This is a genomic window from Stenotrophomonas sp. 05L44_2 (genome assembly GCF_056665995.1).
The window spans coordinates 1-1,620 of the sequence record NZ_JBFTNR010000844.1 but is presented as its reverse complement, the minus strand read 5'-3'; the positions used below and the strand labels follow the sequence as shown (position 1 = coordinate 1,620).

The window sequence follows — 1,620 nt, the reverse complement described above, 5'->3', positions numbered from 1 at the left end:
CTGCAGGTACTCGCAGATCCGCGCCAGCGTGTCGAAGCGCACGCCGCGCACGCGCCCGGACTTGAGCAGCGACAGGTTCGATTCGGTGATGCCCACATGCTGCGCCAGCTCGCGCGAGCGCACCTTGCGCAGCGCCAGCATGACATCGAGGCGGATGACGATGCTTCCCATCGGCGCCTCAGATGATCGAATGATGGTCGTCCTCGTACCGCGCTGCGGCATCGAGGAAGCGGGCCACCAGCCACAGTACCAGGGTCACCAGCACGGCCAGCAGGTCGGCACCGTCGATGGACAGGCGCAGCTGGCCGTGCGCGCTGGCCGACAGCAGTGCGCCCAGCAGCGGCGCCAGCACGCCGTTGACCAGCACCGCCAGCAGCAGCAGACCGGCAAAACGGCCGAAGCGGCGGCTGCCCTGCAGGGGGAAGAGGCGCTCGATGCGGACCTGGCCCAGCAGCTGCGCCAGCTGCCACAACGCTGCGGCCACCAGTGCCGCCTGCGCCAGCGCCAGCGTACCGGCCCAGGCCAGCGGCAACCCACCCGCATCCATTTCCGCCTGCACCGGCGCGGTGCTGCCCAGCCACGTATTGGCCAGCGCTGCCGCGGTCAACAGCGGCGCCAGCAGCACGCCGGCCCACGCCACCCAGCGCAGCCGGCGCGCGGCCTGGACGAGACGTCTTGATTTTTCTGATTCGCGCATAGTAATTTCTGTTTTACAGAAAGTTTTTATCCATCTACAGGATACTTCGGATGACTGCACATTCCAAGCTGCCGCGCGCCCGCGCCATGTCGGTGGCAGCGCTCTGCCTGCTGATGTCCCTGCCCTGCTGGGCGGGCCCGCTCTCCGCCGATGATGCGCGGGAGCGCCTGCGGGAGGCGGCCGACGGCAACCTGTCTGCGTTGGCCGATGCCTCGGCCGTGCTGCCCGCGCCGTGGCCGTTGCTGGCACAGGCACGGCAGGCAGCGGCGCAACTGCATGAGCGGCAGGCGATCAGCCTGGCCGAGGCCTTCATTGCCCAGCGCGGCGGTGGCACCTGCGATACCGCGCTGGCGCAGCGGGTCATCGCCGATGCGGCTTTCGCTGCGGCCGACTACGCGCGCGCCGCAGCCGCGGCGCAGGCATCCCTGCGCGTGTTCGAACGCTGCCCTGCCGACCGCGATGCAGTGGAGGGCAGCCAGACCCTGGCGACACTGGCCGCTGCACTGGCAAGCGCGCCGCCGCAGCGCGTGCAGCAGTTCACGCCTGCGCCCACGGCATTCGCGCGCGACAAGGTCGGCCTGCCGCGCGCATCGGTGCTCATCAACGGCCGTGCGCAGGAATCGGTGCTCGATACCGGCGCCAATCTGTCGGTGATCTCGGCCAGCACTGCGCAACGGCTCGGCCTGCAGATCGGCGACGAGGCCGCGGTGGGCAGTTCGAGCCGGCGCACCGTAGCCACCCGCGTGGCCATCGCCGACCGCCTGCAGTTGGCCGGGCTGGACCTGCGCAATGTGGTGTTCCTGGTGCTGGACGATGCACAGCTGGACATGCCGGTGCCCGGCGGCTACCACATCGACGCGATCATCGGCTTCCCGGTGCTGCGCGCGATGGGCCGGGTCCGCTTCGGCGGCGATGGCCAGCTG

At 70.0% G+C, this 1,620-nt stretch carries 3 protein-coding genes; 1 reads left to right on the top strand and 2 read right to left on the bottom strand.

Annotation, left to right across the window (positions count from 1 at the left end):
* Both AC1VAN_RS21235 and AC1VAN_RS21230 read right to left on the bottom strand, forming a co-directional pair.
* Positions 1-141: helix-turn-helix domain-containing protein (locus AC1VAN_RS21235; RefSeq protein WP_480986683.1), on the bottom strand; the 141-nt coding region annotated here is incomplete at its 3' end.
* 37 nt (positions 142-178) lie between these two features.
* The gene (locus tag AC1VAN_RS21230) at positions 179-697 is read right to left on the bottom strand and encodes a hypothetical protein (RefSeq protein ID WP_312962960.1); all 519 of its coding nucleotides are present in this window, start codon (positions 695-697) and stop codon (positions 179-181) included.
* A gap of 50 nt (positions 698-747) precedes the next feature.
* Here AC1VAN_RS21230 and AC1VAN_RS21225 point away from each other — a divergent pair.
* Positions 748-1,620: retropepsin-like aspartic protease family protein (locus AC1VAN_RS21225; protein WP_480986682.1), on the top strand; the 873-nt coding region annotated here is incomplete at its 3' end.

Bases quoted from the DNA above. Each gene is read 5' to 3' on its own strand.
- AC1VAN_RS21230 (WP_312962960.1), bottom strand. From the start codon at position 697: ATGCGCGAATCAGAAAAATCAAGACGTCTCGTCCAGGCCGCGCGCCGG.